This window comes from Bradyrhizobium sp. CCBAU 11430 (genome assembly GCF_028128855.1).
Classification (GTDB): Bacteria; Pseudomonadota; Alphaproteobacteria; order Rhizobiales; family Xanthobacteraceae; genus Bradyrhizobium; species Bradyrhizobium ottawaense.
Genome location: NZ_LBJV01000059.1, coordinates 137,110 through 162,308, shown reverse-complemented (window position 1 = coordinate 162,308; position 25,199 = coordinate 137,110). Strand labels below are relative to the sequence as shown.

Below are 25,199 nucleotides of genomic sequence, written 5' to 3'. Positions count from 1 at the left end.
GCGTGCCCACGCATCTTTTGCGATCGAGAGAGATGGTGGGCACGGCGCTTGCGCGCCTTTGCCCACCCTACGACAGCTGTTGTGTGGCGACCGCTTGAGCCTCAGCGCCCCGCGTCCATGTCGCCCGCCTCGCGCTGGCCGCTGAGCCAGAGCGCAAGCAGGGTCCAGAACGCACCGGACAGCAGATACGCACCCGAGGCGATGACACCGAGATTGGTGGCAAGCAGCAATGCGACCAGCGGCGCGAAGCCGGCACCGAACAGCCAGGCCAAGTCCGAGGTCAGCGCGGACGCCGTGTAGCGGTACGCCTGCTTGAAGTTCGAGGCGATCGCGCCGGAGGACTGGCCGAAGGACAGGCCGAGCAGGATGAAGCCGATCACCATGTAGATGGTCTCGCCGAACGCGCCGGCATCGAGCAGCTGCGGGGCAAAACCGCTGTAGATCGCGATCGCGATCGCCGATCCCATCAGCAGCGACTTGCGGCCGACGCGGTCGGCGATGACGCCGGACAGCACGATCGCACCGACACCGAACACGGCGGCGACGATCTCGATGATCAGGAAGCGCACCGGGCTTTCGCGGGTGAACAGGAACACCCAGGACAGCGGAAACACCGTGACCATGTGGAACAGCGCGAAGCTCGCCAGCGGCGCGAACGCCCCCAACATGATGTTCTGACCTTCGCTTGCGACGGTGTCGGCGATGCGCGCGGGCTGCAATTCGCGGGTCTCGAACAGCGAGGCATATTCCTCCGTCGTCACCATGCGCAGGCGCGCGAACAGCGCCACGACGTTGATGGCAAACGCGACGAAGAACGGATAGCGCCAGCCCCAGTCGAAGAAATCGTCGGCCGAGAGGTTGCCGGCGAAATAGGCGAACAGCGCGCTCGCCACGATCAGCCCGAGCGGAGCGCCGAGCTGCGGCACCATCGCGTACCAGCCGCGCTTGGAGGGCGGCGCGTTCAGCGCCAGCAGCGAAGCCATGCCATCCCAGGCGCCGCCCCAGGCCAGACCCTGCGCGATGCGCGCCAGTGCCAGCAGCCAGATCGCGGCAACGCCGATGTCGTGATAGCCGGGCAGGAACGCCAGCGCGACCGTGGCGGTGCCGAGCAGGAACAGCGCCGAGATCAGCTTGGCGGTCTTGCCGTAGGCACGGTCAACCGTCATGAAAATGACGGTGCCGATCGGCCGGGCCATGAAGGCCAGCGCGAAGATCATGAAAGAATAGAGCGTGCCGGTCAGTTCGCTCGCGAACGGGAACACCAGGCGCGGGAACACGATCACCGAGGCGATCGCGAAGACGAAGAAGTCGAAGAATTCCGAGGTGCGGCCGATGATGACGCCGATGGCGATCTCGCCGGGACTGGCCTGGTCGTGGCCGTGCTCGCCCGTGTGGAGGTCTGCCATTGCGGGGGTCTGTGCCGTCGCCATTCGTGCGCCCTTAACGTCCTGAAAACCAAAGCCGACCGCCCGGCGGGCGCCGGGCAATCTGGCCTTCTCTGGCCCAACATTCCGCACTGCAACATTGGACAAATTGTCCAATGTCCGGATTGTTGCGCCGCAGCTACCCGTTGGCCCCACAAAAGAAACTCATTCTCAAAGGCTCGGCCCGTGTCTCGTCTCAAGATCCTGGCGCTACTACCTCTGGCTGCTGCGCTCAGCGGCTGCGACTACGTCGTGCTGGCGCCAGCCGGCGATATCGCTGCCCAGCAGCGCGACCTCGTCATCATCTCCACCATCCTGATGCTCCTGATCGTCGTCCCCGTGATGGCGCTGACGGTGCTGTTCGCCTGGCGCTATCGCCAGTCCAACACGGCCGCTCGCTACGAGCCGGAATGGGACCACTCGACCAAGCTCGAGTTGGTGATCTGGTCCGCACCGCTGCTGATCATCGTCTGCCTGGGCGCGCTGACCTGGATGGGCACGCATCTGCTCGACCCCTATCGCACGCTCGGCCGCATCCATGCCGACCGCGCCGTGGACCAGTCCAGGGCTCCGCTCGAGGTCGACGTCGTCGCGCTCGATTGGAAGTGGCTCTTTATCTACCCCGACTACGGCATCGCCACCGTCAACGAGCTCGCAGCTCCGGTCGACCGTCCGATCAAATTCCGCATCACCGCGTCCTCGGTGATGAACTCGTTCTACATCCCCGCGCTCGCCGGCCAGATCTACGCGATGCCGGGCATGGAGACGAAGCTCCACGCCGTCGTCAACCACGCCGGCACGTATAAGGGCTTCTCGGCGAACTACAGCGGCGCCGGCTTCTCCGGCATGCACTTCAACTTTAGGGGACTCGACGACAAGGGTTTTGACGCCTGGATCGCCAGCGCCAAATCCGCCGGCGGCTCGCTCGGCCGCGCCGAATATCTCCAGCTTGAAAAGCCCAGCCAGAACGAGCCAGTGCGCCGCTACGGCACGATCGACTCCGATCTCTACCGTCTGATCCTCAACATGTGCGTCGAGACCGGCAAGATGTGCCAGAGCGAGATGATGGCGATCGACGCCAAGGGCGGCAACGGTCATCAGGGCCTGAACAACACCCTGCCGCTCACTTACGACAAGTACGCCCGCCGCGGCACCCCGCTTGGGCCGGAGCCGACTTTCGTGGCCGGCACCTGCACGCCCGATGCGCCGCAGGGCAAGACCACGGCGTCCATCACGGCTCCCGTCGACACGGCGCCGTTGCTCGGCGCCGGCCTGAAGCGGCCGAGCTTCGCGCCGCTCAAGTCCTCGTCCTTCTTCCTCGGACTGCGTCCGAAGTCAGACTCCTAAAGAGATCCCCGCATGTCTCCTGATCTTCTCAAGCTCATCTTCGGCCGGCTCGGCTTCGAATCGCTACCGCTGCACGAGCCGATCGTCGTCGGCACCTTCGCGGTGGTCGCGCTCGGCGGCGCCGCACTGCTCGGCGGTCTCACCTATTTCCGCCTCTGGGGTTATCTCTGGCGCGAATGGTTCACCACCGTCGACCACAAGCGCATCGGCATCATGTACATGATCCTCGGCATCGTGATGCTGCTGCGGGGCTTCGCCGATGCGCTGATGATGCGCGGCCAGCAGATGCTCGCCTTTGGCGGCTCCGAAGGCTATCTCAACGCCCATCACTACGATCAGGTCTTCACCGCCCACGGGGTGATCATGATCTTCTTCGTGGCGATGCCGCTGGTGACCGGCCTGATGAACTACGTCGTGCCGCTCCAGATCGGCGCGCGCGACGTGTCGTTCCCGTTCCTGAACAATTTCAGCTTCTGGATGACGGTCGGCGGCGCAGTGCTGGTGATGGCTTCGCTGTTCATCGGCGAATTCGCCCGCACCGGCTGGCTGGCTTATCCACCACTGTCGAACATCGGCTACAGTCCCGATGTCGGCGTCGACTATTACATCTGGGCGCTGCAGGTCGCGGGCGTCGGCACGACGTTGTCAGGCATCAACCTGATCTGCACCATCGTCAAGCTGCGCTGTCCCGGCATGACCATGATGAAGATGCCGGTCTTCACCTGGACCTCGCTCTGCACCAACGTCCTGATCGTCGCCTCCTTCCCCGTCCTGACCGTCGTGCTCGCGCTGCTCTCGCTCGACCGCTACGTCGGCACCAACTTCTTCACGAACGATTTCGGCGGCAGCCCGATGATGTACGTGAACCTGATCTGGATCTGGGGCCATCCCGAGGTCTACATCCTGGTTCTCCCGGCGTTCGGCATCTTCTCGGAGGTGACCTCGACCTTCTCCGGCAAGCGGCTGTTCGGCTACACCTCGATGGTCTACGCCACGGTCGTCATCACCATCCTGTCGTACCTGGTCTGGCTGCACCACTTCTTCACGATGGGCTCGGGCGCCAGCGTCAACTCTTTCTTCGGCATCACCACGATGATCATCTCGATCCCGACGGGCGCGAAGATGTTCAACTGGCTGTTCACGATGTATCGCGGCCGTATCCGCTACGAGCTGCCTATGATGTGGACGATCGCCTTCATGCTGACCTTCGTGATCGGCGGCATGACCGGCGTGCTGCTGGCGGTGCCGCCGGCCGACTTCGTCCTGCACAACAGCCTGTTCCTGATCGCACACTTCCACAACGTGATCATCGGCGGCGTGGTGTTCGGCGCCTTCGCCGGCATCTCCTACTGGTTCCCGAAAGCGTTCGGCTTCAAGCTCGATCCTTTCTGGGGCAAGATGTCGTTCTGGTTCTGGGTCACCGGGTTCTACCTCGCCTTCATGCCGCTCTACGTGCTCGGCCTGATGGGCGTGACCCGTCGCCTGCGCGTGTTCGACGATCCGTCCTTGCAGATCTGGTTCGTCATCGCCGCGATCGGGGCCTTCCTCGTCCTCCTCGGTATCCTCAGCATGCTGATGCAGTTCGCGGTCAGCTTCCTCAGGCGCGAGCAGCTCAAGGACGTCACCGGCGATCCCTGGGACGCGCGCACGCTGGAATGGGCGACCTCCTCGCCCCCTCCCGACTACAACTTCGCCTTCACCCCCGTCGTTCACGACAATGACGCGTGGTGGGACATGAAGAAGCGCGGCTACCAGCGTCCGCTCACCGGGTTCAAGCCGATCCACATGCCCAGCAGCACCGGCACCGGCATCATCCTCGCCGGCCTCGCCACCGCGATGGGATTCGGCTTGATCTGGTACATCTGGTGGTTGGCCGCCGTGAGCTTCGCCGCGCTGCTCGTCGTCGGCATAGGCCACACCTTCAACTATCACCGCGACTTCGACATTCCGGCTGAAGACGTCATCCGGACCGAGGACGCGCGCACCAAACTGCTCGCCGGAGCCAAGTAAATGACTGTCGCTGTCAATCCCTCCCAAACCGGCGAGCCGGTCTTCTATCTCGTCGACGAGCATCCGCATCCGGAAGGCTGGAGCACCTCGCTCGGCTTCTGGATCTATCTGATGAGCGACTGTCTCATCTTCGCGATCCTGTTCGCCACCTTCGGCGTGCTCGGCGGCAACTACGCCGCAGGTCCCGCGCCGAAGGACCTGTTCGACCTGAACCTGGTCGCGGTGAACACCTCGATGCTGCTGCTGTCATCGATCACGTATGGTTTTGCCATGCTGACGATGCAGCAGAACCGGGTCGCACAGACGCAGGTCTGGCTGGCGATCACCGGCTTGTTCGGCCTCGCCTTCATCGGCATCGAACTCACCGAGTTCGCTCACATGATCCATGAAGGCGCCACGCCCCAGCGCAGCGCTTTCCTTTCGGCGTTCTTCACCCTGGTCGGCACCCACGGCCTGCACGTTTCCTGCGGCCTGATCTGGCTGGTGACGCTGATGGTGCAGGTCCAGAAGTTCGGCCTGATCGAAGCCAACCGCCGCCGTCTGATGTGCCTCTCGATGTTCTGGCACTTCCTCGACGTGGTCTGGATCGGCGTCTTCACCTTCGTCTATCTCCTGGGAGTTCTGCGATGAACACCGATACCCATGCCGCCCATGCGGGCGATCATCACCACGAAGGCGGCCACGCCCACGGCTCGTTCTCGACCTATATGCTCGGTTTCGTGCTCTCGGTCGTGCTGACCGCGATCCCGTTCTGGCTGGTGATGAGCGGCGCACTGCCGAGCAAGCAGATCACCGCGCTCGTGATCATGGCCTTCGCAGTCGTGCAGATCGTCGTGCACATGATCTACTTCCTGCACATGAACACGACGTCCGAGAACGGCTGGAGCATGATGGCGTTGATCTTCACCATCGTGATGGTGGTGATCGCGCTGTCGGGTTCGCTGTGGGTGATGAGCCACCTCAACAGCAACATGATGCCGATGCACCAGATGAGCGGAATGAAGTGAGCGAGTCAGGGACCGAGACAAGCCGGGCGAACGGAGCGCGCAGCGAGGCTGCGCGGTCCCCGTCCCTGTGGCTCACGGTCCTCTCGCTGACGGCCTTTGTTCTTCTGATCGCACTTGGCGTCTGGCAGATCGAGCGCCGCGCCTGGAAGCTGGCGCTGATCGACCGCGTCGAGCAGCGCGTCCATGCCCCGGCCCAGCCGGTCCCCTCGCCCGATTCATGGCCTGCGGTTTCCACGGCAAATGACGAATACAGGCATGTCAGCGTCACCGGCCGCTTCCTGCATGACCGCGAGACGCTGGTCCAGGCGGTCACCGAGGAAGGCCCGGGCTATTGGGTGCTGACACCGCTCCAGCGCAACGACGGCACACAGGTCCTGGTCAACCGCGGCTTCGTGCCGTCCGAGCGGCGCGACGCATCGACGCGCCGGGACGGCAATCCGGACGGCCAGGTCGAGATCACCGGCCTGCTCCGCATCACAGAGCCGAAAGGCGGATTCCTCCGGAACAACGTGCCCCAGCACAACCGCTGGTATTCGCGCGATGTCGCCGCGATTGCGACGGCCCGCGGTCTGCACGATGTCGCGCCGTTCTTCGTCGATGCCGATGCCGGATCACAATCCGGCAGCGGGCCGATCGGCGGATTGACCGTGGTCAGCTTTCCCAATAACCACCTGATCTACGCGCTGACGTGGTTCGCCCTGGCTTTCATGCTGGCGGGTAAACTCTTCGTCACATTCGGCGGCGGGCTGTTCCGCCGCAAACGCTTCGTCCACGAACCGGCCGGCGGCTCCGATGCCGTCGCCCGCAGGACGGGATCAGATGCTGGAACGATCGTCGAACAGGCCTGACGACGGGAAGACGCTTTCCCAACCATTTGCGCATGACGGGCTGGCCGTCACGCTGCAATCGCAGGCCGACGCGCGCAGCGAGCTGATCGGCACGACTCCGACCGACGACGAGACCAACCGCAAGAACATGGCGCTGTTGATCCAGCTGCGCTGGACCGCGGTGGTCGGCCAGATCGTGACCATCGGCGGCGTGCATTTTGGGCTCGGCATTCCCCTGCCGCTGGAGCGGATGGGCGCGGTGATCGGCGCGCTGGTGCTGCTCAACGTTTCCAGTCTGGTCTGGGTGCGCCATCGCGCCGCGGTCACCAACAACGAGCTGCTGGTCGCCTTGATGCTGGACGTCGCCGCGCTGACCGCGCAGCTCTACCTCTCCGGCGGCGCCACCAATCCCTTCACCTCGCTGTTCCTGCTCCAGGTGACGCTCGGCGCGGTGCTGCTCGATGCCCGCTCAACCTGGTCGCTGGTCGCGCTGACCTGCGCGAGTTTTGTCTGGCTGACGCTGGCATACCGCCCGCTGGACCTGCCGCCCAACCCATTGAGCGAGACCTACACGCTCACGGTCGCCGGCATGCTGCTGGGCTTCGTGCTCAACGCCGTGCTGCTGGTCGTGTTCGTCACGCGCATCAATCGAAACCTGAGGGAGCGCGACGCGCATCTGGCAGCCTTGCGCCAGCATGCCGCCGAGCAGGATCACATCGTCCGCATGGGCCTGCTCGCCTCCGGCGCGGCCCATGAGCTCGGCACGCCGCTCGCCTCGCTCTCGGTGATCCTCAGCGATTGGCGCCGCATGCCCGATCTTGCCGCCGATCAGGAGCTCGCCGAGGACCTCGCGGAGATGGAGACCTCGCTGCAACGCTGCAAGTCGATCGTGACGGGGATCCTGGTCTCGGCGGGCGAAGCACGCGGCGAAGGCTCATCGCCGACGACGGTGACGGCCTTCGTCACCGCCCTGGTCGACGAATGGCGCGACGCGCGCTCGGCGCGGACGCTCTACTTCGTCAATACGTTCGGCGCGGACGTCGCCATCGTCTCCGACATCGCGTTGAAGCAGGTCATCTTCAACGTGCTCGACAACGCCTACGAGGTCTCGCGGGAATGGGTCGAGCTCGTCGCCGAGCGCGAGGGCGACAATCTCGCGCTGTCGATCAGCGATCGCGGCCCGGGCTTTGCGCCAGAGATGCTGGCGCAGCTCGGAAAGCCGTATCACTCGAGCAAGGGCCGCGCTGGCGGCGGGCTCGGGCTGTTCCTGGTGGTGAACGTCGTGCGCAAGCTCGGAGGCAGCGTGACCGCCGAGAACCACAGGAAGCGCGGCGCCACGGTCCGCCTCACGCTGCCGCTCGCAACGTTGGCGATCGGAGGGAATTTTGACGCCTGACCGTTCGCTCATCGTCGTCGAGGACGATGCCGGCTTTGCGCGCACGCTGAAGCGCTCGTTCGAGCGCCGCGGCTATGATGTCGTGCTCGCCGCCTCGATCGAGGACGTGCGGAACGTGCTGGAGGAGCGCTCCTTCGGCCACGCCGTTGTCGACCTCAAGCTCGGCGGCGCCTCGGGCCTCGCCTGCGTCGAGCTCCTGCACACGCATGATCCTGACATGCTGATCGTGGTGCTCACAGGCTTTGCCAGCATTTCGACCGCCGTCGAGGCGATCAAGCTGGGCGCCTGCCACTATCTCGCAAAGCCCTCGAACACTGACGACATCGAAGCCGCCTTCAACAAGGCCGAAGGCAACGCCGAGGTCGCGCTCGATGCACGGCCGACCTCGATCAAGACGCTGGAATGGGAGCGCATCCACCAGACCCTGATCGAGACGAATTTCAACATCTCGGAAGCGGCGCGAAGGCTCGGCATGCACCGGCGCACGCTGGCGCGCAAGCTCGAGAAGCGGCCGGTGAAGTAGGCCTTCACCAAGGTCTCACCGCCGTCATTCCGGGGCGTGCGGAGCACGAGCCCGGAATCCATCAGGCGGCAAAGACGGTGGTTGAATGGATTCCGGGCTCTCGCTTCGCGAGCCCCGGAATGACGGCTACGACCCCAAACAAAAAGCCCGGCGCGAGGCCGGGCTTTTGATTGCTTGCGCAGAACGAAGCTGCTTACGCGGCCTCGTCGGCGACCGTGGTGTCGTCGCCATCGGTATCGTCGGCATCGCCCTCGGCATCCGCCTCGCCCTCGGCGGCTTCCGCCTTGGCGTTGCGGCGCGGGCTCTTGGCGAGCTGGGCCTCGATCTCCTTGACCGCTTCGGTCTCGGTCGAGTGCTGCACCACCGCGATCTCGCGGGACAGACGATCGAGCGCCGCTTCATAGAGCTGGCGTTCGCTGTAGGACTGCTCCGGCTGCGACTCCGAGCGATAGAGGTCGCGCACGACTTCCGCGATCGCGACGATGTCGCCCGAATTGATCTTCGCTTCGTATTCCTGGGCACGGCGCGACCACATGGTGCGCTTGACGCGGGCGCGGCCCTTGAGCGTCTCCAGCGCCTTCTTCACCAGCGCCGGCTCGGACAGCTTGCGCATGCCGACATTGGCGACCTTGGCGGTCGGCACGCGCAGCGTCATCTTGTCCTTGATGAAGTTGATGACGAACAGCTCGAGCTTCGCGCCGGCGATCTCCTGCTCCTCGATGGCCAGGATCTGGCCGACGCCGTGAGCGGGATAGACGACGAATTCATTGGCCTTGAAGCCCTGACGCTGGGTCACGACCTTCTTTTCCTCGACCTTCGGCGCAGCAGCCGCCGGCTTCACAGCGGGCTTGGCGGCAGCAACCGGAGCCTTGGCAGGAGCGGCAACGGGAGCCTTCGACGCGGCGGGCTTGGCAGCGGGAGCCTTGGCAGCAACGGGCTTGACAGCAGGCTTGGCAGCGGTCGCTTTCGCGGCCGGTTTGGCAGTCTTGTTAGGCATTGCGCTTCTTTTGTTCTTCGAGGACTTTGCAGCCGGTGCCTTCGTCGCGGTCCGACCCTTGGATGCGCTACGGCTGGCCGCGGCGACTTTTTTGGCCTCCTTATGGGAAGCCCTCGCTGAAGTACTCTTTTTACGCGTTTTCTGTGACACAGCCTGCGCGCGGAAACTGCCACGCCCCTGTTCGACATTTGGTTTCACGGGAACCCAGCGGGGCCAACGGGGCTGACGGGTTCGGCTTAATGTGCCCAATATAGCACATTTCCCGCAAAAATCAATGATTTAGGGGTCTTGAGGGCTGGTTTTCGGCGGCAGCGCCGCTATTAGGGTTAAGTTTGAGCCCGATTCAGTCGCCGGAGCCGGGGTTCGGAGAAAAATATTTCTCGAACTTGCCTTCCATGCCGTCGAATTCCTTGGCGTCGGCAGGTGATTCTTTCTTCTGGGTGATGTTCGGCCAGCTCTTGGCGTAGTCGGCGTTGACCGAAAGCCACTTTTCCAGGCCCGGTTCCGTGTCCGGCTTGATGGCGTCGGCGGGGCATTCCGGCTCGCACACGCCGCAATCGATGCACTCGTCGGGGTGGATGACGAGCATGTTGTCACCCTCGTAGAAGCAATCGACCGGGCAGACCTCGACGCAGTCGGTGTACTTGCACTTGATGCAGTTTTCAGTGACGACGTAAGTCATCCAACGCTCCGAAAAGCTCTTTTAAAAGTCGCGGCTTGCGTAGCGCGGATGGCCGGGCGCCGCAAGGTCGGGAAGGCCCGATCATGACCGCTTTGTGTGTTTGATCGACCAAGAAGTGAATTCGAAACGCAATTAATTGCGTTTCGCTTCGCTTAGCTCCTCGAAGAGCACCCGCGCCGCGGCAGCATCGCCACGGCGCTCGCTGAAGCCGGTGACCTTCAACACCCGCACGGTGCGATCGAGCGCGACGGTGATGACGTCGCCGATCTTGATCGCATGCCCCGGCGACTTTTCACGCTCACCGTTGACGCGAACGTGGCCCGACCCGACGAGCTCGGCCGCGGAGGTGCGCGCCTTCACCACCCGCGCGTGCCACAACCATTTGTCGAGGCGCTGCCGCTCGGTCGTGGGATTACTCCTTCCGGCCGGACAGCTGCTCTTTCAGCGCGGCGAGCTTGGCGAAGGGCGAGTTCGGATCGGCCGGACGATCGCGCTCGCGTGGGTTTGCGCTCGAGGCGTAGGGACGCAGCGACGGTCCGCCCTGGCGGTCGCGGCCCTTGTCGCGGTCACGGCCGCGATTGTCACGGCCCTTGTCGCGATCTCCGCCGAACTTGCCCTTGTCGCGATCGCGTCCCTTGTTGTCGCGATCCTTGCCCTCGAAGCGGCGATTCCTGTCGTCGCGCCCCTCGGGACGCGGCGCGCCTTCGCCACCTTCGCGCGGCTTGCGGAAGTCTCTGCCGCCGTCCCTGCGATGGCCGCCATGACGCTGGCCCGGCTTCGCGCCGTCGGCGGCTTGCGCGGCCCCGCCTTCCGCGGGCGCGGCACCTGCCTCGGCGCCTCCTTGCGGACGCGGCTGATGGTGATGACGCTGATGGCGATGGCGCTCGTGGCGTGGCTTGCGGTCCTCGTGACGGCCGCCGGGACGCCAGACCTCGATCAGTTCGGGCTCGGCGGGCGTCGCCGCAGCTTCAGGCGCGGCGGCGTCGGGTGACGCGGCAGCTTCGGTTGCGGCGGTCTCGGCCGGAGCGGCTTCGAGGCCGGCAGCCTCGACGGGCGCAGCGGGCTCTTCCGCCGGCGGCGCAATGCCGGGGGCGTCTTCGGGCGTGACGGGGGCCTCCGGAGAGGCTTCCAGCACGGGCTCGGCCTCCTGGGCCGGCTCGTCCTGCACCTCCATGCCGGGCGCATCTTCGACGGTGACCGGCTCGGCGACCGCTTCGGTGGAGGCCTCCGCCGGCAAGCCGGCAACGGCCTCCGCCGCGGTCTCGGTCGAGGAGTCGGCGCTTCCTTCAGCCGGCGGCGTCTCGGCCGCGACCGTTTCCACCACGGCCGGCTTTTGCGGCAGCGGCGGACGCTTCTCCATGCGGTAGCCGAGCGCACGCAGCACCGAGGCGAAATCCTCGCCGGCAGATCCGGTGAGCGAGGTCATCGCCTGCGTCACCACGAAACTGCGGCCGTCGAAGGCGCCGGCCGGCTTTTCGCCGGACGCGTTCTCGCGCCAGGCCAGCGCCGGGCGGATCAGATCGGCAAGACGCTCCAGGATGTCGACGCGCACGGCGCGTTCGCCGGCCTGCTTGTAGCCGAGCACGCGATAGGCATCGCGCGGCAGCGCCTTGTCGACCGGGAACGAGGTACGGCCCGAGCTCGCCAGATGCTGCGCGCCCGACAGCGAGGACAGATCGACATTGTCCTGCTTCAGCGCCCACAACAGCGCTGCGAGCGCACGCGCGGCAGGCTTCAAAAGGCCGGGGAAATAGATGTGGTAGGCGCCGAACCGGACGCCGTATTTGCGCAGCACCGCGCGCGAGGGCTGGTCGAGATCCTTCAGCTCGTTCGCGATCTTGGGCCGCTCCAGCACGCCGAGCGCCTCGACCAGCTGATAGGCGATGCCGCGGGCGATGCCGGTGACGTCCTCGGCCTTGGAGAGCTCGAACATCGGCCCGAGCAGCTTCTCGACATGGGTCTTGAGCCAGAGCTCGAGCCGGGCCTGCACTTTTTCGCGCGGCGCCCCGGTGAGACGCTCGTCCGAGATGATGCGGATGCGCGGATGCAGCGCCTCCTCTGCGGCAGACAGCCGCGCCACGGCGTCGCCGGTCCAGCGGATGGTGCCTTCCGAGGTCAGCACGAACTGATCGTCCGGCGCGTTGCCGAGCTTTTCGGCGCGCGTGTTGATCTCGCCGGCGAGCACTGCTTGCGCTGCAGCCTGCAAGGCTTTCGCATCCGAACCAGCTTCCGCCGCATCCGGTGCAAAGGTGAAGCCGTCGAGGCGGCCGATGACATGGCCTTCGACGATGACTTCGCCGGTCTTGCCGATTTCAGTATTCAAGCTCGTGTTCTCCCGCAGGCGGCGCATCAATACACTGGTCCGGCGATCAACGAAACGCTCAGTCAAGCGTTCATGGAGCGCATCCGATAATTTATTTTCGACCTCGCGGGCGATCCCCTGCCAGCGTTCGGGGTCTTTCAGCCAGTCCGGGCGGTTGGCGACGAAGGTCCAGGTGCGGATCTGCGCGATCCGGGCCGACAGCGTGTCGATGTCGCCGTCGACGCGGTCGGCCTGGGTGATCTGGGCCTCGAACCAGGCGTCGGGGATGCAGCTCTTCCGCATCAGGAAGCCGTACAGCGTGGTCACCAGCTCGGCATGGGCGGCCGGCGACAATTTCCGGTAATCGGGGACCTGGCAGGCCTCCCAAAGCCGCTCCACCGCCGCCTTGCCATGCGCGATATCGCGCACCTCGACGTCGCGGGCGGCATGGTCGAGCACGCGCATGTCCTCGGCGACAGGGGCGCGCGTCAGCGCCTCGTGGCCGGGGGCGAGGTTCAGGGACACCTGGAGCGCGCCGAGCGAGGAGAAATCCAGCCTGGCGTTGCGCCATTGCAGCATCTTCACGGGATCGAAGGTGTGGTTCTGCAGCGCGTTGACGAGCTCGGGCTCGAACGGTGCGCAGCGGCCGGTGGTGCCGAAAGTGCCGTTGCGCGTGGCGCGGCCGGCGCGCCCCGCGATCTGCGCGAATTCGGACGGCGTCAGCCGGCGGAACTGGTAGCCGTCGAACTTGCGGTCGGAGGCGAAGGCGACGTGGTCGACGTCGAGATTGAGGCCCATGCCGACGGCGTCGGTGGCGACGAGATAATCGACATCGCCGTTCTGGAACATCGCCACCTGCGCATTGCGCGTGCGTGGGCTGAGCGAGCCCAGCACCACCGCGGCGCCGCCATGCTGGCGGCGGATCAGCTCGGCGATGGCGTAGACTTCATCGGCCGAGAACGCGACGATCGCGGTGCGGCGCGGCTGGCGCGTGATCTTGCGATCGCCAGCGAATTCCAGCTGCGACAGGCGCGGCCGCGTGATCATGGACACGCCCGGCAACAGCCGCTCGATGATCGGGCGCATGGTGGCGGCGCCCAAGAGCAGCGTCTCGTCGCGGCCGCGGCGGTTGAGGATGCGATCGGTGAAGACGTGGCCGCGTTCGAGATCGCTGGCGATCTGGACCTCGTCGACGGCAAGGAAGGAGACGTCGAGGTCGCGCGGCATCGCCTCGACGGTCGACACCCAATAGCGCGGGCTCTTCGGCTTGATCTTCTCCTCGCCGGTGACGAGCGCGACCGCCTCGGCTCCGACCCGCGCGGCGATCTTGTTGTAGACCTCGCGCGCCAAGAGGCGCAGCGGCAGCCCGATCATCCCGGAAGGGTGCGCCAGCATCCGCTCGATGGCGAGATGGGTCTTGCCGGTGTTGGTCGGCCCGAGCACCGCAGTGACGCCGGCGCCAGGCACGCGATCGGACGGCGCGCGCTCGGAAGCGAAGGGGGAGGAGGAAAAGGGCATCTGGGGGATTAGGTAGTGGCGATTTGGGCGAATGTCAGTGCTGTTGTGGGCGGGGGCGGGCAGCGCTTGGAAGTCACCTCGCCCCGCTTGCGGGGAGAGGTCGGCGCAAAGCGCCGGGTGAGGGGGACTCTCCGCGAGTCCATCTGTCACCGCATCTGTGGAGACTCCCCCTCACCCCGACCCTCTCCCCGCAAGCGGGGCGAGGGAGAAAAACCTCGCGCAACTGTCTCACTTTGCGACGCTTTTCCCGTTGGTCTTAAGCTTCGGAACGACTCTAGAACGAATCGCGGCCGAATCGCTGACTCCCCCCGGAGTCATGTTCCGTTCACGCAACATGTCGCGGGAGTCTTGTTGGCTGCAACTAGATGGAGTTTTGGGCTGCCGTACAAGTGACGTTTCGATGGCGCAAAGCCTTAAGTTGGGGACGGCGCGGAGTCGAATCAGAATCGGGGAGGAGTCAAATGGATTCCGGGACCGGAGCCGCCGGGACCAATTTTTGCGAAAACAACCCCATGCACAGTAGGTAAGTGGTTGATTTTGCGAGATCCCTTACCCTCCCCTGGAGGGGGAGGGTCGGCACGCGAGCGAGCGAAGCGAGATGCGTGACGGGGCGGGGTGATCTCTCCCCACGGGCAGTCTTCGTGTGGAGAGATCACCCCACCCCGCTCGCGCTGCGCGCGATCGACCCTCCCCCTCCAGGGGAGGGTAAACGGGACCACCGCCGCCGCTTACTGCGTCTTCGCCACCCTTGGCGGCTGGGCCGTGGTGATGAAGCTGGTCGCTTCCAGCATGGCCGGCCCCAGGGGCGTCGGCACTTTCAGCCAGAACGGGACCAGGACGCGGGTGCCGGCGACGGGGGCAAACGCAATCTCGATGTTGCGCTGGGCGGCGAGATATTTGATCACGGGGCGGTCGGGGATGTAGCCGGCGACGGGCACGAAATAGAGCGAACAGACCACCACCGGGCCGTGATAGCCCTTCTCCGCCTTCACATTCTCCATGCGCTTGAAATCGAGCTTGAGATCGTAGCGCATGCGGCCGTCGAACACCGGGGCCGAGTTGTGGCAGGCGTCCGGCGAGACTGGGTCGCCATTGCCGGGCACGCGCAGCAGCGAGGCCGTCATGGGGTCCCAGACGCCGCGGCGATGCGCGTCGGTGACGACGACGCGGTCCGGATCGACCGGCGGCTCCGGCAGGATCGCAAAATCCTTCACATTGCCCTTGTCGAGCGTGATGCGGATCTCTTCGGTCTTCTTCGAGGTGGTGGTGGAGGCCTGGTAGCCGGTCGCCACCAGCGCGCCGCCAACGATGCGCCCTTGGCTGGCGCCGGTGCCAGAGCCGCCCGTGAACGACTTCAGCAGCCCCGAGGTGCCGCCCGCGGCCGCCGCCGAGAACACGTCGTCCTGGATGTCGATGTTCCATGCGCCCTTGCCGACGGGAATGCCGGCCAGCGAGGCCTCATATTGCGCCTCGAGCTTGCCCTGCGCCGCCGCGGGCACCGCGCCCCACGCCACGGCCAGGCCGCAAAGCGCCGCCAGCCAGCCGGCAAAGCGCGGACGGACTGAGCGCTGTTCTGGCGCAAAAGGGGACGTTGTGAGCACGAAACAATCCAATCGGGGCGCGACGGTTGTTACTTAAGCCAAAAACCGCGGCGAGCAATGTGTCCGGGCGCATGAGGCCGGGAACTCCACCGGAGTCTTCGGTCGCGAATACGCCCTTTATGTGATGGTAAGGCGCGACAAACATTGCCGTTTTGGTGATCGGCTTCGCCTCTCCCGCTGCCTTTTCCCCCTCGCCCCGCTTGCGGGGAGAGGGTCGGGGTGAGGGGGGCTCTCCGCGAGGGCGGCGATAGTTGAGGTCATAGGCGGCTCCCTCACCCGCGGAGACGCCCCCTCACCCGGAATCCGCGCTATTCGCGCGCATTCCGGCCTCTCCCCGCAGGCGGGGAGAGGCGAAAAGACCGCCCAAATCCTTGACTACCCGCCCCTTCCCCCCTATACGTCCGCCCGCTCCCTGCAAGGACGAAGAATTAGCCCCCGTGGCGCCCAGAATGGCGGCCGCACTCGTTAGGGGTTCGAAACTTAAGGATTTCTACCATGTCTCGCCGCTGCGAACTGACGGCCAAGGGCCCCCTCGTCGGCCACAAGGTCAGCCACTCCAACATCAAGACCAAGCGCCGCTTCCTGCCGAACCTGGTCAACGTGACCTTCATCAGCGAAGCCCTGGAGCGCAACGTGCGCCTGCGCGTCTCGACCAACGCGGTCAAGAGCGTCGACCACAATGGCGGCCTCGACGCCTTCCTGCTCAAGGCCAAGGCCGACCTTCTGTCGCCCCGCGCCCTCGAGCTGAAGCGCGCCATCCAGAAAAAGGTCGGCCCGACGGCTGCACCGGCCAAGAAGGCCAGCTAAGTTTTTCAGAAATTGGGCGGGGGCTAGGTTGCGTCGCGTCGCGTGGCGTAGGCTTAGCCAGTAGAGTTTTGCGTGACGGCCGGATCGGAAGATCCGGCCGTTTTTGTTTTGGGCTGTGCATATCGCCACTTGGGATGGAGGCGGCTAAGCCTTATTGCTCATTTTGGTTGCATTGACGCGTCACTACTATTTTCAAAATTTCCTGAGTGGGATGGGATGACAATCAAGGAACCTCTATTGGGGCAACTGAATCAGGGCTCCATTTTCTCGTGCGCAAAAGCAGAACGTTATCCAGATTGTCCAATCTATGGTCTAGTGCTGACCGCGCGATGCGACCTCGAGCAAGACAAGTACAATGTGCTCAACTACGCCCCGGCTGTGCCACTCCGTGATTGGCTCAAAGTCGATGGTTACGAGCTAGTCTTATCGAGAGCCTCGGCTGATTCGGCGTCTAGAATCGCGTCCGCGCTGAAGACGATCGATCTTCCCCTCAGCATACTATCCTCACAGACTCCGGCCTCGATTCTTGAAACGTATATCCGAGCAGACGACGCGGATATCCGATCGCGTACTCGGTCGACAGATCACAAGCCGTCGGCGACAAGGGGTGGAGCACCGAAGATATTGCAAGCAATCTGTTAGATTCTGGGGATTCGGCGGAGCAAAGCGAGGTCGTCAGAACGGTCTTCAGATCTTCGCCCGACATCGTGAACTTAGCATTCGCCATTCTGGCGTCTGGAGCGACTCTTTTTACTAATTTTGACAACCCAATGGAGGCCGCAGCCTCGGGCTTCACTGAAGCCGAGGAACGGCTCTGCGCTGAACCGATCTACTACCATGCAGCGAATGAGCAGGCACTAATCGAAGGCGCATTTGAACGTGCAGAAGCACTTCAGAAGGACCTTGGATGTCGGCGTAGCGACATACTGATTGTCAGCCTCAACAGCAATATCGTAACAGAACTGACTGAATATGCCCGAAACAGGAACAAGCCTGCAATTCTCCTTACGAGACGAGGGGATGCTACGGCAGTTGGTGCTGCGCGCGAGGCGTCGCAGTGGGTTCTTGGTCACGCCGATTTTGTCGGCGGCCTCGAATTTCATGGCGTCATCATAGTAGGCGTTGACGGTGGACGGGTTCCACCTACCGCGAACGATGAGGATTCGAGCAGCAAGAGCTTCCTATCCTATGTGTCCCATAACCGGTTGTACGTCGCGGTAAGTCGAGCTCGTTATCGAGTCGAACTCCTTGGAGAAAAGGCTAGAGGACCGAGTCGGCTCGTAGCAGGAGCTATAGATTCGGGGCTGCTAGCGCAGCGCGATATCTAGGTTGCGCAGCTATTGAAGGCACTATTGCGGGAGGCCAATCTCGCAAGATTATGACCTGCGTTTGGTGCTTCCTTCGGTCGGCTCATCTCGTGCTTAGCATTACCGGGAGGGGCATACCGTGGAGACCGATCCCAAACCCGCCCCCGAATAACCTCGTCATCTGCCGTGACGGCACCCGTAAACACCTCCCGCGCGCGTTAACCGTTCATTAACCAACGCACCCTAGCCTGCTGTAATCGTCCAGCCATCATTAGCTCGAAATGCCTTCCCGGTTCGCTCCAGGAGAAGCGCCGATGTGCGTTGCGTTGTTGACGTATGCCGATCTCAGTGCCCGCCTCAACATCTCGCGCGAGGCCGCGCGGTCGCTGGCGCGACGACGCCGGCTGCCGCGCTCGCGTTCGGATGACGGCAAGGCCCTGGTGAGCGTTGATCTCGCCGAGCTCCGGTACACACCCCGCCCGCGACGTGCCCGCCCGGCAGACCCCATCGATGTTTCCATGGCCAAGATCGAGGCCGTCAAGACCGAGTCCTTCAAGGCGGAGATCGCGCGGCTCGAAGACGTCGCAACCGCCTACAGGGCCGTGTTCGAACGCGAGCGGGAGCGCGCCGATCGCCTCGCCGTCGAGCTGCAGCAGGCGACCGCCGAGACCATGGCAGCCAATTCGTGGGCTTCGCGACTGGAAGACGAAGTGACGGCGCTGCGGAGCGATCGCCGGGACGGCTCGATCGCGGGACACGCCGCGCGTCGATTGGGACATCTGGCCGCCGCCATCGTCAAAGCAGACCGCGCGGCTAGCAGGTAGCACTCGAAGACTTTCTCTAATCCCCGGCTTGCCGGACCAATCGCGAGGGAAAAATGGCTGGCAATATCGATATTCATGAAATGAAGGCCCGCATCGTCGTGTTCGGTGTCGGCGGCGCAGGCGGCAATGCCGTCAACAACATGATCACGGCCGGGCTGCAAGGGGTCGAGTTCGTGGTCGCCAACACCGACGCGCAGGCGCTGGCCATGTCGAAGGCGAAGCACCTCATCCAGCTCGGCACGCATGTCACCGCAGGCCTCGGCGCCGGCTCGCAGCCGGAACTGGGCCGCGCCGCAGCCGAGGAGGCCATCGATGCGATCCGCAATCAGTTGAGCGGCGCGCACATGGTGTTCGTGACTTCAGGCATGGGCGGCGGCACTGGCACCGGAGCTGCCCCCGTCGTCGCCAGGACCGCGCGCGAGCTCGGCATTCTCACGATCGGCGTGGTTACCAAGCCGTTCTACTTCGAGGGCCAGCGCCGCATGCGCTTTGCCGAGGCCGGCATCGAGGAGCTGCTGAAGACGGTCGACACCCTCCTGATCATCCCGAACCAGAACCTGTTCCGGGTGGCCAGCGACAAGACCACATTCGCCGATGCCTTCGCCCTTGCCGACCAGGTGCTTTATTCGGGCGTGGCCTGCATCAGCGACCTCATCGTCAAGGAAGGCCTGATCAATCTCGATTTTGCCGACGTCCTCTCCGTCATGAAGGAGAAGGGCAAGGCCATGATGGGACGAGGCGAGGCCTCCGGCGAGAAGCGCGTGCTCGCCGCCGCCGTCGCCGCGATCTCCAATCCGTTGATCGAGAACCCCTCGATCAAGCGCGCCAGTGGTCTCATCATCTCCATCACCGGCGGCAAGGATCTCATGCTGTACGAGGTCGACGAAGCGGCCAGCCGCATTCGCGACGAGGCCGACCCGGACGCCAACATCATCGTCGGCGCGTCCTTTGACGAAAGCCTCGAAGGCATCGTCCGCGTCTCGGTGGTGGCGACCGGTATCGACAATCTCGACCCGGCGCAGGCGCTGCCGGTGGAAACCGCCCTCACGCAGCTCGCCGGCAGGCTGCGCAACGACAGCCGCCGCATCGCCGATCGCATCGAGCGCAGCGCACCCATTCCGCAAGCGGGCAGCCCGCCGCTCCGCCCGCAGCCGCACCACCCCGTGGGGCCACCGGCACGGCCGGGCCTGGACCATGCGCGGCAGGCGGCGCTTCAGCCGCTCGATCCTTACGGCCGCGCGCCTGCGCGCAATGCGCCCGACGAGGCCGTTCTCGATATCCCGGCCTTCCTGCGCCGCGCCGCCAACTGAGGGGTCGAGAGAGCCGCGGTTCCTTGCATGTCGACTACGGAGTCCAACAACAGGTCGTCATCCCGGGGCGCGACGAAGTCGCGAGCCCGGGATCCATAACCACCATCGTGAGTATGGATTCCGGGCTCGCGCCAAGAGGCGCGCCCCGGAATGACGGAGTAAACAACAACTCTCCCGCTTTGGCGGGCGCCTCACCATGAATGTTTGATATCTCGCCGCGGAAACGAGTCCTCATCCTGAGGAGCCCGCCTCGATCGGGCGTCTCGAAGGATGCGCCGCAACGAAACCAGCCGCCGATGCTTCACGCTGCCGTGCTGCGCGGGCTCTCCGCGGTTTCCTTCTTGTCCGACTCCTTGTCGCGCGACAGCCAGGCCGGAAAACGAAGCAGGCGTTCGTTGGGGTCTTTCGGCAGCTCGATGGGCGGCGCTTCAACGGCCGAACTCGGCAAGTCCAGCGCTGCCTGTCCGGATCGCACCGCATCCGCACGCTGATCCAGTTCGCGCAAGAGGGGATCGAGCACGCTGTCGATCTCAGTCGCCACCGACACGAGGAAACTATTGAGCTCGCGCGCCTCGGGCACGACGGCCGCAGCCTGCTCGATCGCGCTCGAGAGACCGTCGACGACGGGCGCAAACGCGCCGGCGGCCTGCTTGACTCGCGTCTTGATCAATTCGATCTCGCTCAGGACGCGCTCACGCTCCCGCCTTTTCTTCTCTTCAGAAAGGCGGGCTTCGATTTCGGCGATCTGCGCCGTCAGGGTCGTGGCTTCGGATGCGAGCGCATCGCGTCGTCCGCGCGCGCGATCGAGATCGCGGCTGAGATTGTCCACTAAGTCGTCCTTTCCGAACATGGCTTTGCTCCGTAGGACAGGCGCTTTGCCCTGTAGGACGGCCCTGGCGCGAACCGCCAGCCTCGCCACCGACCGGATGGCCGGATCGGCCGAAACAGGCATCAACCTCGGTCGCGTCACATGGGCCGACATGGTGATCCCCCCATCGTCAACATTAGGCAACCGCATGGTTAACAAGGGGTTAATATCAACAGATGAGGGGCAATGGGGCCGTCCGTGTCCCCTACCCCCGAAAATCAATGCTCCGCAGCACGATCCCCGGCGGAGTGCCTTCGAACTCCGTCGCCTGGTACTTCCGTCCCGCGCAGGCTTCGATGCGCTCGCGCAGGCGGGTGAACTGGGCTTCGCGCTCATTGGGGCGGGCGCGCGGGCCGCGCTCGAGATCGTCCATGGCGGAGGTCGAGATCGCGCAGGCGAATTCCTTCGCGCCGTCCTGCATCGAGAACTGGACGATGCCGCGGTCCTGGTCGTGGCCGATGAAACGGCCGCTGGTGAGCGTCATGGGGTTACTCCTGTACTGCGCGCGTCCCGGCCTGGTGCGCCATTGCGCAACGGGGGGCCGGGACCTGTGACCCGGTCGGCTTGATTCAAGCACGCCGTGGCACGAGCATCTGCAACAACTCAATTCCGTGGCTATGGGTCCTGGATCTGCGCTTCGCTTGTCCGGGACGACACCCGTGGGGCGGCCGCCTTCAGCCGTCGCCGTTGAGCCTTGCGAAATCGTCGAACAGGGCGGCCACCAGCGCGCGGTGGCGGGTGTCCTCGGCGGGCAGGCCGGCGGCATAGAGGTTGAGCAGATAGCGGGCCTTCACCGCGGCTTCCGGCCACGACATCGCCGGCACCGTCAGCATGCGGCTTTCGAGATCGGCCTCGCGCTCGCGCAGCTCGCGGACATTGTTCTCGACCTCGGACAGCGCGCGGCGCAGATCGGTGGCCTTTTGCGCGGCCATGCCGCGGTGCTTGTCGAGCTCGACCGGAACATCAGTCATGGGCGGTCGCATCGATGCGTTGAGCGTCCGCGAGGTCGACCGAGCCGATCGCATGCACTTCCGTGATGTCGCCGCGCGCGCCCTCCTTGGGCACCGTGATCATGGTGGCGACGCGGCGCCAGGCGGCGAACGACAGGCCCTCGATCATCTCCTCGTCGGTGACGACCTCGTAGCGGCCCGCCGGCAGTTCGCGCGCAATGCCGCGGATGTGAAACGGATGCTTGAACGTCACGAATTCGTGCCGCGAGCGGATGGTCATGCGCGCCTGCCTTTCAAAAAGAGGGGCCCCACCGGACGCTGGCGAGCGCGAGCATGCGCGCGTTGCGCGGCAATAGCCAGCGTTATTGTCGGCGGCGCGCGCGGCGTTTTAGCCCTCGCTATCGGCGCGGTGCAGGCGTAGAGTCATCGCATCACCGCACATCTCGCAACGGCTTCGACCGGTGACTGAGGGTCACGTGCGCTCCCGCCGCAAGTTCGAGCAGGAGCAAGCATGTCGCAGTTTCGCCTTTCCGAATGGATCGTGCCGCCGGTGGTGGTTCCGCTGTTCCTTCTGCTGCTGGTGTGCGCGGCGGCCATCTTCAATGGCTAGGGCCATTCGCGTGCCCTATCTCGTCAGCGCCACCAACGAATATGGCTGCGCCAATCTCGGCCGCGGCAGCGCCAGCCTTGCGCTGCGGCTGGCGCGAAAATTCCTGCGCGACGGCGCCATCGACGTGAGGGTCTGCACGCCGCGCGGACGCGTGCTGCAATCGGACGAACTGGACGAACTCGCACCCCCAGATAAATCTCAGAAGGAGACCGACATGGCCAAGGGACAGCAACGCGGCAATCGCGAGACCAAGAAGCCGAAGAAGGACAAGGCCAAGGTGATCGCGGCAGCGCCGAGCCGCAAGGATGTGGCCTGGCAGCCGGATTTCGGACCGGGCAAGAAGAAGTAGCGGCTTCCTTCGCCTCTCCCCCCGCCTGCGGCCCGCGAGCGGGGCGAGGGAGCGCAGCGTCGCCGGCTCCTCGCCGTCGCGCTTTTTTGCTATACTCGTCCCGGTAGCATTACCGGGAGGGGATGACCCGTGGAGCACGACCGCACGACCGCGCCGAAAAACCTCGTCATCTGCTGTGACGGCACCGGCAACGAGATCTCGGAGAACATCTCCAACGTCCTGAAGCTCTATCGCTGCCTGCGCAAGACCGACAGGACGCAGCCGCGGCAGATGGTGTTTTACGATCCGGGCGTCGGCACGGTGACGGAGCCGACGACGTGGCACCGGCTCAAGGCCAATATCAACCTGGTGCTGGGGCTCGCCACCGGCTACGGGCTCGACGACAACGTGCTGTCGGCCTATTGCTTCCTGGTCGAGCATTACGCGCCGGGCGACCGCATCTACCTGTTCGGCTTTTCGCGCGGGGCCTACACGGTTCGCGTGCTGGCGGGGCTGATCCACAAGGTCGGGCTGATCAGGCCGGAGCAGGCGAACCTCGCAGGCTCGGGCCTCGTCGCCTACAAGCAATATTCCGGCACCGGGCGTGGCAACGACCTCGAGGATCTCTCGGACGTCGCCTTCGACGACCAGGGGCCGCTGCCGAAGGACGAGTTCGATCTCGCCGCCCAGTTCGCGCGCATCACCTCGACGCGCTGGCCGACCATCCACTTCATCGGCGTGTGGGACACCGTGGCGAGCGTGATCGTGCCGCGCGCCGACCGGCTGTTCTGGCCGAGCCTGGAGGAGCTTGCCTTCACGTTGCGCAACCCCAGCGTCAAGATCTTCCGGCAGGCGATCGCGATCGACGAGCGGCGCTGCATGTTCCGCCTCAAGAAGTACTGGGAGCCGCAGGAGTTCTGGAGCAACCGGTATGTCCCCGACGAGAAGAAGGTGCCGCAGGACATTCTGCAGGTGTGGTTCGCCGGCGTGCACAGTGACGTCGGCGGCGGCTATCCGGAGGCGCAAAGCGGGGACTCGAAATATCCGCTGATCTGGATGATCGCGGAGGCGGAGAAGGCGGGGCTGAACTTCAACCCCGCGACCATCAAGCAGCTCGCCTGGGGCATCCAGCGCAAGAACTCACCGTTTCAATACGTCGAGCCGGCCTACACTGGGAAGACGGGCGTGCTGCACGATTCGATGACGCCGGGCTGGCGGGTTCTGGAATATCTGCCGAAGAGCGCGAAGTACCGGGAGTGGCCGGAGCGGAAAGTGTTTCTCGGCTTCTACATCCCCGATTGCGAGCCGCGCCCCATCCCCGAAGGCGCGCATGTGCATGAGAGCGTGTTGAAGCGGATGGCCGTGGAGCCGGACTATCGGCCGGTGAATTTGCCGAAGGAGTACGTGACGGTGCCGATGCCGGTGGGGCCGCAGCATGCGGAGATGGAGACGGCGGAGATGTGAGGAGGGCGGCGCTCTCATTAACGGGTGTGGAGGCAGGTGCGCCAACATCACCGCGGTCGTCCCTGCGAAAGCAGGGACCCATAACCACAGGAAGTGGTTTGGCGAAGACTCGTTGTTCGGGACTGCTTTCGGGCGCAACCGAGACATCACGCGGTATGGGTCCCTGCTTTCGCAGGGACGACGACGGAGTTTGAGGCGGCCCCACCCCGCTACCGCCGCTTTCTTCCTTCGCCGCTACTTTTCATTAAAATTCTCCCGCCCGCCTTAGCCGGATCGCATCAACTCATCCGCATCATCCTGCACAGGATCCACCGCTAGACCTGCGGAATTGGAGGAGAGTGCCAATGTATCCGCGTAAATATGCCCGCGTGAAGCCTGCCGGGCTGGTGTCGCGCCAGGCCAAGATCATCACCGACCCGCGCGCACCTGTGATCAACTGCACGCTGATCGACTATTCGCCCGGCGGCGCCTGCGTCGATCTCGGCGGCCAGGTGAACATCCCCGACAGATTCGAGCTGCTGCACGTCAACACCAAGAAGCGCTGCCGCATCGCCTGGAAGCGCGGCACGCGGGTGGGCGTGGTGTTCTGAGGGACATCTTGCTTGCCCTCCCCTTGCGGGGGAGGGTCAAGAGGAAGCTACTTCCGCATCCTCGCTTTCGCGCCGCCGACGATCTGCATGGCGACGCCGGCGATCCAGCCGAGCAGAGCGAGCCAGGTCCAGGCCATGTGCGGGTCGAGACGGAGCACGATGACGGCGACGGAGGCGAGCGCGGTGAGCGTGGCGCAGAGCGTGCCGGCGGCGCTGAGGAATTCGGCGGCGTCGATCGCGCTATGCGCCTCGTCGAACGGCAATTGCGGCGTGTCGATGCCGAGATAGAAGCCGACGAAGCCCAGCAGCATCATCACCATCAGAAACCCCTGCGTGGTGAGCGCTGATATCGCCGATCCCACATAGGCGCCGACGAACAGCCCGCACGCCGCGCCGGCCATCGCAAGCCCCACGCGCTCGAACACATGGGCGGTTTGGCGAACACGAAAACGCATGGCGGGCCTCCGCGAGGAGTGGGGTCGCGCAAGGTTAGGCCAGTTTTGCGGA

The 25,199-nt window shown here is 64.7% G+C and carries 24 protein-coding genes and 1 pseudogene; 13 read left to right on the top strand and 12 right to left on the bottom strand.

The features are described 5' to 3' along the window. Positions 1 to 101: 101 nt before the first annotated feature. Positions 102 to 1,430 carry an MFS transporter gene (locus tag XI04_RS19705; RefSeq protein ID WP_271608744.1) on the bottom strand — a complete coding sequence of 443 codons (1,329 nt, stop codon included), beginning with the start codon at positions 1,428 to 1,430 and terminating at the stop codon, positions 102 to 104. A 180-nt stretch (positions 1,431 to 1,610) separates the two neighbouring features. Here XI04_RS19705 and cyoA point away from each other — a divergent pair, with 180 nt between their 5' ends. From cyoA to XI04_RS19670, 7 genes are read left to right on the top strand one after another with little or no spacing between them, the layout of a single operon-like run. Then, positions 1,611 to 2,771, top strand: coding sequence for a ubiquinol oxidase subunit II (cyoA, locus tag XI04_RS19700; protein WP_212429563.1), 1,161 nt, complete (start codon positions 1,611 to 1,613; stop codon positions 2,769 to 2,771). A gap of 12 nt (positions 2,772 to 2,783) precedes the next feature. Continuing rightward, complete coding sequence (gene cyoB, locus XI04_RS19695) at positions 2,784 to 4,781, top strand: cytochrome o ubiquinol oxidase subunit I (protein ID WP_271608743.1); 1,998 nt, start codon at positions 2,784 to 2,786, stop codon at positions 4,779 to 4,781. Further along, positions 4,782 to 5,411 carry a cytochrome o ubiquinol oxidase subunit III gene (gene cyoC / locus XI04_RS19690; RefSeq protein ID WP_271608742.1) on the top strand — a complete coding sequence of 210 codons (630 nt, stop codon included), beginning with the start codon at positions 4,782 to 4,784 and terminating at the stop codon, positions 5,409 to 5,411. Further along, positions 5,408 to 5,788, top strand: a complete 381-nt coding sequence (cyoD, locus tag XI04_RS19685) for a cytochrome o ubiquinol oxidase subunit IV (protein ID WP_028141837.1) — start codon at positions 5,408 to 5,410, stop codon at positions 5,786 to 5,788. Before cyoC ends, cyoD begins: the two co-directional genes overlap by 4 nt. Beyond that, entirely contained in the window at positions 5,785 to 6,636 is an 852-nt protein-coding gene (locus tag XI04_RS19680; RefSeq protein WP_271608741.1) for an SURF1 family protein, read from the top strand. The genes cyoD and XI04_RS19680 overlap by 4 nt, the downstream gene beginning before the upstream one ends. After that, entirely contained in the window at positions 6,608 to 8,011 is a 1,404-nt protein-coding gene (locus XI04_RS19675; RefSeq protein WP_271611339.1) for an ATP-binding protein, read from the top strand. Before XI04_RS19680 ends, XI04_RS19675 begins: the two co-directional genes overlap by 29 nt. Continuing rightward, a complete protein-coding gene (locus XI04_RS19670) occupies positions 8,001 to 8,534 on the top strand; it encodes a response regulator transcription factor (RefSeq protein WP_271608739.1) in 534 nt (177 codons plus the stop codon). Before XI04_RS19675 ends, XI04_RS19670 begins: the two co-directional genes overlap by 11 nt. 193 nt (positions 8,535 to 8,727) lie before the next feature. Here XI04_RS19670 and XI04_RS19665 read toward each other — a convergent pair whose 3' ends face one another. The 5 genes and pseudogenes from XI04_RS19665 to XI04_RS19645 form a co-directional block, all read right to left on the bottom strand. Then, on the bottom strand, positions 8,728 to 9,531 hold the full coding sequence (locus XI04_RS19665) for a CarD family transcriptional regulator (RefSeq protein ID WP_080670149.1): 804 nt from the start codon (positions 9,529 to 9,531) through the stop codon (positions 8,728 to 8,730). A gap of 343 nt (positions 9,532 to 9,874) precedes the next feature. Continuing rightward, positions 9,875 to 10,213, bottom strand: a complete 339-nt coding sequence (gene fdxA, locus XI04_RS19660; protein ID WP_011082989.1) for a ferredoxin FdxA — start codon at positions 10,211 to 10,213, stop codon at positions 9,875 to 9,877. Positions 10,214 to 10,345: 132 nt separating this feature from the next. Further along, positions 10,346 to 10,615 (bottom strand): annotated as a pseudogene (locus tag XI04_RS19655) (RNA-binding S4 domain-containing protein); the annotation flags it as partial. A gap of 10 nt (positions 10,616 to 10,625) precedes the next feature. After that, on the bottom strand, positions 10,626 to 14,033 hold the full coding sequence (locus XI04_RS19650; RefSeq protein ID WP_271608738.1) for a helicase-related protein: 3,408 nt from the start codon (positions 14,031 to 14,033) through the stop codon (positions 10,626 to 10,628). 728 nt (positions 14,034 to 14,761) lie between these two features. Next, a complete protein-coding gene (locus XI04_RS19645) occupies positions 14,762 to 15,571 on the bottom strand; it encodes a DUF3108 domain-containing protein (protein WP_271608746.1) in 810 nt (269 codons plus the stop codon). 558 nt (positions 15,572 to 16,129) lie between these two features. Here XI04_RS19645 and rpmB point away from each other — a divergent pair. Then, positions 16,130 to 16,441, top strand: coding sequence for a 50S ribosomal protein L28 (gene rpmB, locus XI04_RS19640; RefSeq protein WP_028141842.1), 312 nt, complete (start codon positions 16,130 to 16,132; stop codon positions 16,439 to 16,441). 857 nt (positions 16,442 to 17,298) lie between these two features. Here the strand turns inward: rpmB and XI04_RS19635 are convergent. Continuing rightward, positions 17,299 to 17,544 (bottom strand): hypothetical protein, encoded by a 246-nt coding sequence (locus tag XI04_RS19635; protein ID WP_271608737.1) that lies wholly within the window; start codon positions 17,542 to 17,544, stop codon positions 17,299 to 17,301. A gap of 533 nt (positions 17,545 to 18,077) precedes the next feature. Between XI04_RS19635 and XI04_RS19630 the strand changes: the two genes are divergently transcribed. Together XI04_RS19630 and ftsZ are read left to right on the top strand one after the other, a co-directional pair. Next, entirely contained in the window at positions 18,078 to 18,572 is a 495-nt protein-coding gene (locus tag XI04_RS19630) for a hypothetical protein (RefSeq protein WP_271608736.1), read from the top strand. 53 nt (positions 18,573 to 18,625) lie between these two features. Further along, complete coding sequence (gene ftsZ, locus XI04_RS19625) at positions 18,626 to 19,882, top strand: cell division protein FtsZ (RefSeq protein WP_271608735.1); 1,257 nt, start codon at positions 18,626 to 18,628, stop codon at positions 19,880 to 19,882. Positions 19,883 to 20,183: 301 nt separating this feature from the next. On the opposite strand, the gene XI04_RS19620 is transcribed toward ftsZ, so the two are convergent. From XI04_RS19620 to XI04_RS19605, 4 genes are all read right to left on the bottom strand, one after another. After that, on the bottom strand, positions 20,184 to 20,864 hold the full coding sequence (locus XI04_RS19620) for a hypothetical protein (protein WP_038951163.1): 681 nt from the start codon (positions 20,862 to 20,864) through the stop codon (positions 20,184 to 20,186). Positions 20,865 to 20,955: 91 nt separating this feature from the next. Beyond that, on the bottom strand, positions 20,956 to 21,234 hold the full coding sequence (locus XI04_RS19615; RefSeq protein WP_028141851.1) for a DUF1488 family protein: 279 nt from the start codon (positions 21,232 to 21,234) through the stop codon (positions 20,956 to 20,958). Between the two features lie 190 nt (positions 21,235 to 21,424). Next, positions 21,425 to 21,721 (bottom strand): hypothetical protein, encoded by a 297-nt coding sequence (locus XI04_RS19610; protein ID WP_038951164.1) that lies wholly within the window; start codon positions 21,719 to 21,721, stop codon positions 21,425 to 21,427. Further along, a complete protein-coding gene (locus XI04_RS19605; RefSeq protein ID WP_038951165.1) occupies positions 21,714 to 21,980 on the bottom strand; it encodes a hypothetical protein in 267 nt (88 codons plus the stop codon). Before XI04_RS19605 ends, XI04_RS19610 begins: the two co-directional genes overlap by 8 nt. A gap of 322 nt (positions 21,981 to 22,302) precedes the next feature. On the opposite strand from XI04_RS19605, the gene XI04_RS19600 reads away from it, so the two are divergent. From XI04_RS19600 to XI04_RS19590, 3 genes are all read left to right on the top strand, one after another. Next, a complete protein-coding gene (locus XI04_RS19600; RefSeq protein ID WP_271596168.1) occupies positions 22,303 to 22,659 on the top strand; it encodes a hypothetical protein in 357 nt (118 codons plus the stop codon). Positions 22,660 to 22,788: 129 nt separating this feature from the next. Next, entirely contained in the window at positions 22,789 to 24,102 is a 1,314-nt protein-coding gene (locus tag XI04_RS19595) for a DUF2235 domain-containing protein (protein WP_038973644.1), read from the top strand. A 344-nt stretch (positions 24,103 to 24,446) separates the two neighbouring features. Further along, positions 24,447 to 24,692: a PilZ domain-containing protein gene (locus XI04_RS19590; protein WP_026201681.1), complete on the top strand. Its 246-nt coding sequence runs from the start codon at positions 24,447 to 24,449 to the stop codon at positions 24,690 to 24,692. Between the two features lie 47 nt (positions 24,693 to 24,739). On the opposite strand, the gene XI04_RS19585 is transcribed toward XI04_RS19590, so the two are convergent. Next, positions 24,740 to 25,147, bottom strand: coding sequence for a hypothetical protein (locus tag XI04_RS19585; protein ID WP_028141855.1), 408 nt, complete (start codon positions 25,145 to 25,147; stop codon positions 24,740 to 24,742). Positions 25,148 to 25,199: the final 52 nt, after the last annotated feature.

Bases quoted from the DNA above. Each gene is read 5' to 3' on its own strand.
- XI04_RS19705 (WP_271608744.1), bottom strand. From the start codon at position 1,430: ATGGCGACGGCACAGACCCCCGCAATGGCAGACCTCCACACGGGCGAG.
- cyoB (WP_271608743.1), top strand. From the start codon at position 2,784: ATGTCTCCTGATCTTCTCAAGCTCATCTTCGGCCGGCTCGGCTTCGAA.
- cyoC (WP_271608742.1), top strand. From the start codon at position 4,782: ATGACTGTCGCTGTCAATCCCTCCCAAACCGGCGAGCCGGTCTTCTAT.
- cyoD (WP_028141837.1), top strand. From the start codon at position 5,408: ATGAACACCGATACCCATGCCGCCCATGCGGGCGATCATCACCACGAA.
- XI04_RS19675 (WP_271611339.1), top strand. From the start codon at position 6,608: ATGCTGGAACGATCGTCGAACAGGCCTGACGACGGGAAGACGCTTTCC.
- XI04_RS19665 (WP_080670149.1), bottom strand. From the start codon at position 9,531: ATGCCTAACAAGACTGCCAAACCGGCCGCGAAAGCGACCGCTGCCAAG.
- fdxA (WP_011082989.1), bottom strand. From the start codon at position 10,213: ATGACTTACGTCGTCACTGAAAACTGCATCAAGTGCAAGTACACCGAC.
- XI04_RS19650 (WP_271608738.1), bottom strand. From the start codon at position 14,033: ATGCCCTTTTCCTCCTCCCCCTTCGCTTCCGAGCGCGCGCCGTCCGAT.
- rpmB (WP_028141842.1), top strand. From the start codon at position 16,130: ATGTCTCGCCGCTGCGAACTGACGGCCAAGGGCCCCCTCGTCGGCCAC.
- XI04_RS19635 (WP_271608737.1), bottom strand. From the start codon at position 17,544: ATGAAATTCGAGGCCGCCGACAAAATCGGCGTGACCAAGAACCCACTG.
- ftsZ (WP_271608735.1), top strand. From the start codon at position 18,626: ATGGCTGGCAATATCGATATTCATGAAATGAAGGCCCGCATCGTCGTG.
- XI04_RS19620 (WP_038951163.1), bottom strand. From the start codon at position 20,864: ATGTCGGCCCATGTGACGCGACCGAGGTTGATGCCTGTTTCGGCCGAT.
- XI04_RS19615 (WP_028141851.1), bottom strand. From the start codon at position 21,234: ATGACGCTCACCAGCGGCCGTTTCATCGGCCACGACCAGGACCGCGGC.
- XI04_RS19610 (WP_038951164.1), bottom strand. From the start codon at position 21,721: ATGACTGATGTTCCGGTCGAGCTCGACAAGCACCGCGGCATGGCCGCG.
- XI04_RS19605 (WP_038951165.1), bottom strand. From the start codon at position 21,980: ATGACCATCCGCTCGCGGCACGAATTCGTGACGTTCAAGCATCCGTTT.
- XI04_RS19600 (WP_271596168.1), top strand. From the start codon at position 22,303: ATGGCTAGGGCCATTCGCGTGCCCTATCTCGTCAGCGCCACCAACGAA.
- XI04_RS19590 (WP_026201681.1), top strand. From the start codon at position 24,447: ATGTATCCGCGTAAATATGCCCGCGTGAAGCCTGCCGGGCTGGTGTCG.
- XI04_RS19585 (WP_028141855.1), bottom strand. From the start codon at position 25,147: ATGCGTTTTCGTGTTCGCCAAACCGCCCATGTGTTCGAGCGCGTGGGG.